The following is a 7,158-nucleotide window of genomic DNA, read 5'->3' on the forward strand; positions in this document are numbered from 1 at the left end:
TTGGGTAGTAGAGGGTACCGAAATAGCTATCACTGAAGATTTTGCTGGTGCAGCTGGGGACTTGATGGGAAAAACCACCACTAGTGGTAGCAAAGTCTGGCATCGGAATATTGGGCTAGGGGTAATTAAGCTGACTGGGAATAGTACAGCCAAAGTCCAAGCTGATGCTAAGCATCCTAATCCAGGTCGCACTGCCTACACCATTGATTGGGATCAGCCAGAAATAGCGGATTTACAGGTAGACATTACTCCCCCTGGAACTAGACGAGGACAGGGAGAAAAAGGTCGTGGAGGGTTTATCTTTTGGCAAGATGATGACAATTATATCACTATCAATAACTGGTTAGATGACTGTTACGGTGGTGCTTCAATGTCTTCCTTTTTCTATCTCAATGGCTTTGAAGAATTATTTGATGCTGTCTGGACAAATGTGGGTAAACGCATTTCCTGGGGTGTCTCTCATCGGCTCCGCATGGTTTTTGATGGCATGAATTACATGATATTCATCAATGATGAGCCAGTATTGTATCGTGCCCTGACAGATGTTTATCCAGATGCGGCGCGTCTTAGAATTAATCGAGTTGGGATTGTTGCTAACTGGGAATGGGGCAACGATACAGGAAGTGTATTTCAAAACTTTGTAGCAAAGGTGTAGAGTCATGAATTTAAGCAATCAACAGGTAACCCTTAACCATGGAGTAGGTGCAGGACTAAAATTCCATGGGGATGGTTCTAATCCTGATTTTGCACGTGGTACCTATGAACTTCCACTTCAGAACGCTTTAGCAAGCTGCTTAAACCGTGATCATATCTTCTATGATATCGGTGCTAATATTGGATTTTTTACTATTATTGCTGCGAAGCTAGTTGGGCCATCTGGACAGGTTTATGCTTTTGAGCCAGTCCCAAACAATGCTGACATTATTCGACGGAATGTCGAGCTTAATAGCTTCTCCAATGTTACTGTTTTCCCACAAGCCGTTTCTGAATCAACCGGAACCGGAGAATTGTTGCTGGCCCATCATTCAGGGGGAGCTACTTTAGCTACAGCGGGTACACCTCCAGATCTCAGGGGTGAAATGACAGTTGACCTTGTGTGTATTGATGATTTGGTGTCCCAAAAGACTTTGAAACCCCCAACGGTTGTCAAAATCGATGTGGAAGGAGCAGAAATTAATGTTTTAAGGGGGATGATTGAAACTATTAAAGAGTATCAGCCCATCCTGATTTATGAAGTAGATGATGGTAATCAAGAGTCCTTTAAACTCAAGAATCAAACTATTGAGATTTTTATTGACTCTCTAGGATATAACATCATGCCCCTGGAACCAGCTTATCCCAATATTCCCTGGTATGTTGGACATGCGATCGCGTTTTCAAAACTTAACTGAAAATGCTATAAGCGCGTTTGTATCTCGGTTGTAAACACACGAATTGCCGAAAAAGGCAAAAGGCAATAGGCAATAGGCAATAGGGGAAAGTTGCGTAGGGTGCGTAGGGTGCGTTAGGGGCGGGCTTGCCCTCATGTTCAACCTCGTAGCCAGTGTTGGGGCAGCCCGCCCCGTAACGCACCACCCAAGGGCTAGCGTCATTTTCCGCCTCTTCGCGCTTTGTTGGGACAGCCCGTTTGAAAATTGTAACGGGCAAGATGCCCATTCCACGCCTGATGCCCATTCCACCCACCGGGTCAAACAGCTTTAATGAGATCCACCCCGCCGGAAGTCTAGGCAAATTCTAAAATATGCTCAGCAGTAATTTGAGCTTGTTCCAAGTGAGGCACATGACCACAGTCTTTAATCCAGATTAATTGAGATTGTGGGATGGCATCCTTAAACTTACTAGCAGCAGCAGTCCCTAAAATTTGGTCATGGTCACCCCATAAAATTAGAGTTGGCTGGCTAATCTGAGCCAGCTTATCCCCAAAATCACCATAACCACCACTTTTGGTAAACGCAATCAAGGCTTGATTCCAACCAGGCATTTCTAGGTGCAATGCAGCACAAATTCGGGCATCTTCAGAGGCCCAACCTTTATCATAGTAAGCGTTTTTACTTATACTTTGCCTTACCTTGGGATTAGCCAAAAATGCTGTGGCTAGGTAGCCTAAGGGCGGAAATAAGAACTTCCCAATCGGGGGAGCCTTCGTGCAGCCAGCGCTATCTATTAATACTAACTGTTTAACAACCTGGGGGTAAGTGAGGGTAAAATCAATCGCCGCTGCACCCCCCATAGAAGCACCGACTACAATCACTGGTGTTCTAATCAGGGTTTTCCAGAAATAATAGAGATGGGTTGCGATCGCATTTGGGCTAAACGGAGTCCCTGCCATGCGATCCGTAAAGCCAAAACCCAACAAATCCACTGCCCAGGTTTCATTTTCCTGAGCCAGCAGTGGTAGCAAGCGGCGTAATTCTAGCAGGGAACTATCGAAGCCATGGAGTAACAGAATTGGTGTGCCACCCTTACCCTGATTAACGTAAGTTGTGGCAATGGCCTGGGGGCTCAGGGGAGTTGAGATAGCTTGACGCTGGATACTTTGAGCAAGGTCAATCGAGGTAGACTCAACTAGCTGCTGGGTATTGGAGGGAAGAAAATCAGGAAACATCAGTTGAATTGCTGTAATCAGAGGACAATCCTGATTCTCCCCCTCACAAGCGCAATTATGTTAGTCAGTGCTTGTCTTGCACGGATGAGCACTCCGGAACTATTGCCTATTGCCTCTTGCCTCTTGCCTATCCCTACCCAAATAATTTTTCAGCAAGCCCTAAGTAACTGATGGGCTGAACTTATTACCCAGTAATGATTTTAGCTTGCATGTCACACCCCCAGAAAGTGTTCACCATTTTGTGGTAAAAAAAAGATAGGTCGATTATTTGCAACAAGACCTACCAATTTAAAATGTTACCTGCATTTTACCAAAACCACTTAAAAAGTCAACTTAGTAAATCAGAATACTTATTCCTTTTAATTCTGCTTAGTCTCGTACAGACAATTAAAAACGTAAATTTAGAAAAATTAGCAAATATTTTATCAATTCCCATAAAATTTGAAAGTCGTAGAAAAAGAATACAACGATTTTTATCATTGCCTAATCTAACGATTGAAAAAATTTGGTTCCCAATTGTAAAAACCTGGTTATCAACATACTTTACAACTGAACAATTAATTTATGTAGCGTGCTTATCGCACAAATTGGAGTCGCATAAATTTGATCATGATTAGTATAGTTTGGGATAAAAGATCCTTTCCCATATATTTTGAATTACTTCCCAAATTAGGGTCTAGCAATTTTAATTAACAGAAAACTGCCCTATCCTCAGTGATGCCACTTTTAAAAAATTATAATATTTGTATATTAGGGGATAGAGAATTTTGCTCGGTAAAGCTAGCAAAGTATCTCCAGTCATTGGATGTATATTTTTGCTTACGTCTTAAAAAAAACGAATTTATTGAAGTTAAAAATGAGATTTGGATTCAATTAAATAATTTAGGTTTAGCACCGGGAGTATCGTTTTTTATGCAAGGAGTTAAAGTAACCAAGACCCATGGTTTTTCAAGTTGTAATGTGGCTTGTAAGTGGCAACGTAAAGTCAAGGGAATAACCCCAAAAGAGGGATGGTTTATTCTCACCAATTTCGACGGTATAGAGTTGGCAATTTCCGCTTATAAAAAAAGATTTGATATAGCGGTGCGACCCCGGTCGGGTTTCCCGACCTAGGGAACGCGCACCAAGAGAAGAAGAGATGTTTAGAGATTTCAAGAAAGGTGGCTATAATCTAGAGGATACTAAAGTTGAGGGTAAACGGCTGATTTCTCTAGTTTTATTAATTGCGATAGCTTATACTTCTTCAACGATTCAAGGTCAGCAGATTAAAGCGATGCAGCGCGGTCTTGGGGAGGCAGCGCGGTCTTGGGGGTTCCCCCCATGAGCGACTGCCGTGGTTTCCCCCACTCGCTATTGCATCAAGACACGTCAAGGAATACAAAACTATGTAGCTCGTGTCAAAGAATTTGGTCGTAGGGAACGGAGACATAGCGGTGCGACCCAAGGGCGATTTACTCGCCCATTGGAAAGCGCACCGTCCAGTTTTTACATTGGTTTATATGGCCAAACTTGGGTGAATTTCAAGGATGTTTGTTTAAAATTAGTCACCGAATTAATGAAATTAAATCCTAATAAGCGATGCAGCGCGGTCTTGGGGAGGCAGCGCGGTCTTGGGGAGGCAGCGCCTTCACGCGGGGGTTTCCCCCATGAGCGACTGCCGTGGTTCCCCCCATGAGCGACTGCCGTGGTTTCCCCCGGAGACCAAACCTTAGACAGGCTCGCCTTTATGGTAGGTAGGCTATGCAGAAAAGGGGTAAAACTTATTGATTAGCGATGCAGCGCGGTCTTGGGGAGGCAGCGCGGTCTTGGGGAGGCAGCGCCTTCACGCGGGGGTTTCCCCCATGAGCGACTGCCGTGGTCCCCCCCATGAGCGACTGCCGTGGTTTCCCCCACTCGCTATTGCATCAAGACAAGGCTCAACTGTCTTACGGTAAATTCAAACCACTCGCTATTGCATCAAGACAACGAAAGTATTATCAACGAGGCCTAAGGGCTAGGTTGCTTATAGAGTCGGCGTTGTAACTTATTTCGTCGCCCCCTCAGGAACACTTTACATTTAAAGCGTTTCAGGTTATTTCGTCACCCCTTCAGCCTCTAAATATATTAGGAATATATGAACCAAAAAAAAGCTTTAATTATGCTTTAAAACTTGGTAGCATCAAAAAAGATAATTTAATAAAGTTTTTGGACAAAGAAGCCAAAGAAGCGGAAAAAACTAGACTAACAATAAGAATAGATACAGTCATTGTTCTGGATAATTCCTCAAGTCATAAAATTCATCAGGTAAGAGCTAAACAAAAAGAATGGTTAGAAATGGGATTGTATTTATTTTTTTTGCCAACTTATAGTCCAGAACTTAATCTAATAGAGGGTGAGTGGCGTCAACTTAAAGCGATGCAGCAAGGGAACAGGGGGTTTCCCCCATGAGCGACTGCATCAAGAAACTCATCAAATCTCTGGTCGAATGTTTGAGGATGAATACGATTTAGCTTTAGCAGTTAAAGAAGGTATAAAAAAACGAAGTTACCAAGTAGGTTATCAGCTTCAACAGTGGACAATATCTGGAAATGTAGATAGTAAAAATTATCAAGTTTTTAACCTTTAATTAAGCCCACCTACTTACCAGTAAACCTAAACCTCCCAAACCTCCTGTAATCATGTAGCTAGCATCTGAACGGAAACTTAAAGGCTTTTGACATTATCGTTTTCTCAAAAATTAAGTAATCATATTGGAGCTATATGGAACTTCATACATCACTATAATAACACAATTTGTACTTGACCATTATACCAAAAATCAAAAGTCATGACATACATAAAGATTGCAAACCCCAATGTATATGGTCATGTTTTTATTGTAAGTATGACGCTACTTTTGAAAACTGGTATTACTATGCAGGACTACCGAATAAAAATAATCATTATTATTATGAAGTCTGCGATCTTCGATCGCAGACTTCACCAGCGATTGCTATCACCTAAATCCTTACAAATCTTTGCCAAAACGCTGTCTAAAATTGGCTATTGATTTTGCTGGAAGTACATAATGTTCACAATGTAGATCGCCTGCTTCAAATTCTAATTCTTGCAAAATTTGGTAATGTAATTCAGACTGTTCTCCATCGCAAATTCCTACAGTAGGCTCCAGTTGCTCGAACTGAGATGATAGTAAACCAGAAAAAGCACAACCCATGATATTAAAAGGATTTGAATTAAAAACTGCTTCCTTTTGAGCATTATTCATTATTTTTTCTACAGAGGGTAGTAAATGGACTGTGGTTTTTATAGGAAATGGCGATCGCAACATCCCTCCCTCACTAAATAAAATATCTTCCCGTTCCTGAAAACGCTTAATAGCTTGCTCTACTGAAAAACAATGAGGACCAGAATCATCAACAATTAGCGTACCAGGCTTAACCTGCATAATATCTAATACATTTGCGACATTTGTAGCTCCAACAATTAAAGTAGAGTCGTAAATTTCTTGGGGAACTGTTGTTTTTGATAATGCCAACTTTATTTTACCTTTAAAACCAAATTTATGTACTAAATTTTGTTCAATATTCTCCAGGAATTCTAACTTACTGTAAACGTCACAAAGAGTAATTTCTTGAGGATGTGGTAAGCATTTCAACATTAACGGCAGCACATTCATTCCCACAGAACCTAATCCAATAAATCCTACTTTTTCTGTACTTAAATCCCGGCCACCTTGCTCACATATCTTCTTAATAGTCAATACAACAGCAGCACCAGTTGTTCTATGTCCAGTCGTAATTTTTGGCAAATCCTGACGGTTAGCAACTGCCTTAGTAATTGCCAATCCATAATCAGTAGCAGAAGGAATTAAACCAGTTAAAGAAACAAATTTAGCACCAATTATTCCAGCCATTTCTAATGCTTCAATAATTACCTGTACTGCATCATCTTGATTGCTATATAAATCCGAAACAAATCGAGGCAAAACTATTATTGCAGTTCGACCCCAATTAGTCTGTTTAATCATCGTCCAAAAAGGAAGATTTTCAAAGATATTTTCAATCATATAATCTCGACTCCAGTCAAACATTTCTGGATCATATTCTCCCCAATAACATAAAGCTGCAGCATCGACAGGAGGAATTTTACCCACAGTAAATAAAGATAACAAAGAGCGAGATTCAAATTGTACATACTCGGAATTTTTAGTTTGTACAACTTCCTTATTTAATGTTTCCTGAACTTCATTATTAATTGATTGATAAATTGGCTCTTGAGAGACATTTTTATTTGGTATTAGTTCTGTCATAATATTACTTAACTCAGCAATTATTGGGTGTAATAATAAAGTTTTTACTGAGAGACTAATGTTGAAATTTGTGGATATCTTAGAAACTAATTTGACTGCGGTTAGAGAATGACCCCCCAAATCAAAGAAGTTATCATATATTCCCACCTGTTCTATACCCAACACTTCTGCCCAAATCTCTGCTAATACCTTCTGTGTCTGTGTCTGTGGAGCTACATACTCCGTTGACACACTACTGGCCACATCCGGTACAGGCAAAGCCTTA

5 protein-coding genes and 3 pseudogenes are annotated in these 7,158 nt (G+C 40.9%); 6 read left to right on the forward strand and 2 right to left on the reverse strand.

Features of this window, described 5'->3' with window-relative positions:
- Both F6K38_RS32090 and F6K38_RS32095 read left to right on the forward strand, forming a co-directional pair.
- A pseudogene (locus F6K38_RS32090) lies at positions 1–655 on the forward strand (nucleotide-binding protein); the annotation flags it as partial.
- Between the two features lie 4 nt (positions 656–659).
- Positions 660–1,391 carry an FkbM family methyltransferase gene (locus F6K38_RS32095; protein WP_287359122.1) on the forward strand — a complete coding sequence of 244 codons (732 nt, stop codon included), beginning with the start codon at positions 660–662 and terminating at the stop codon, positions 1,389–1,391.
- Between the two features lie 332 nt (positions 1,392–1,723).
- On the opposite strand, the gene F6K38_RS32100 is transcribed toward F6K38_RS32095, so the two are convergent.
- On the reverse strand, positions 1,724–2,605 hold the full coding sequence (locus F6K38_RS32100; protein ID WP_287359125.1) for an alpha/beta fold hydrolase: 882 nt from the start codon (positions 2,603–2,605) through the stop codon (positions 1,724–1,726).
- 293 nt (positions 2,606–2,898) lie between these two features.
- Here F6K38_RS32100 and F6K38_RS32105 point away from each other — a divergent pair.
- The 4 genes and pseudogenes from F6K38_RS32105 to F6K38_RS32120 all read left to right on the forward strand — a co-directional run.
- Positions 2,899–4,280 (forward strand): annotated as a pseudogene (locus F6K38_RS32105) (IS4 family transposase).
- Positions 4,281–4,705: 425 nt separating this feature from the next.
- A complete protein-coding gene (locus F6K38_RS32110) occupies positions 4,706–5,032 on the forward strand; it encodes a transposase (protein ID WP_267873737.1) in 327 nt (108 codons plus the stop codon).
- 37 nt (positions 5,033–5,069) lie between these two features.
- Positions 5,070–5,210, forward strand: a complete 141-nt coding sequence (locus F6K38_RS32115; RefSeq protein WP_008190455.1) for a hypothetical protein — start codon at positions 5,070–5,072, stop codon at positions 5,208–5,210.
- A gap of 90 nt (positions 5,211–5,300) precedes the next feature.
- Positions 5,301–5,387: pseudogene (locus tag F6K38_RS32120) on the forward strand (IS1 family transposase); the annotation flags it as partial.
- Positions 5,388–5,591: 204 nt separating this feature from the next.
- Here F6K38_RS32120 and F6K38_RS32125 read toward each other — a convergent pair.
- Positions 5,592–7,158: phosphopantetheine-binding protein (locus F6K38_RS32125; protein ID WP_287359128.1), on the reverse strand; the 1,567-nt coding region annotated here is incomplete at its 5' end.

The sequence above is a fragment of the Moorena sp. SIO3B2 genome (assembly GCF_010692525.1).
GTDB lineage: Bacteria > Cyanobacteriota > Cyanobacteriia > Cyanobacteriales > Coleofasciculaceae > Moorena > Moorena producens.

Excerpts from the sequence above, each read along its gene's own strand:
- F6K38_RS32095 (WP_287359122.1), top strand. The coding sequence starts at position 660 with ATGAATTTAAGCAATCAACAGGTAACCCTTAACCATGGAGTAGGTGCA.
- F6K38_RS32100 (WP_287359125.1), bottom strand. The coding sequence starts at position 2,605 with ATGTTTCCTGATTTTCTTCCCTCCAATACCCAGCAGCTAGTTGAGTCT.
- F6K38_RS32115 (WP_008190455.1), top strand. The coding sequence starts at position 5,070 with ATGTTTGAGGATGAATACGATTTAGCTTTAGCAGTTAAAGAAGGTATA.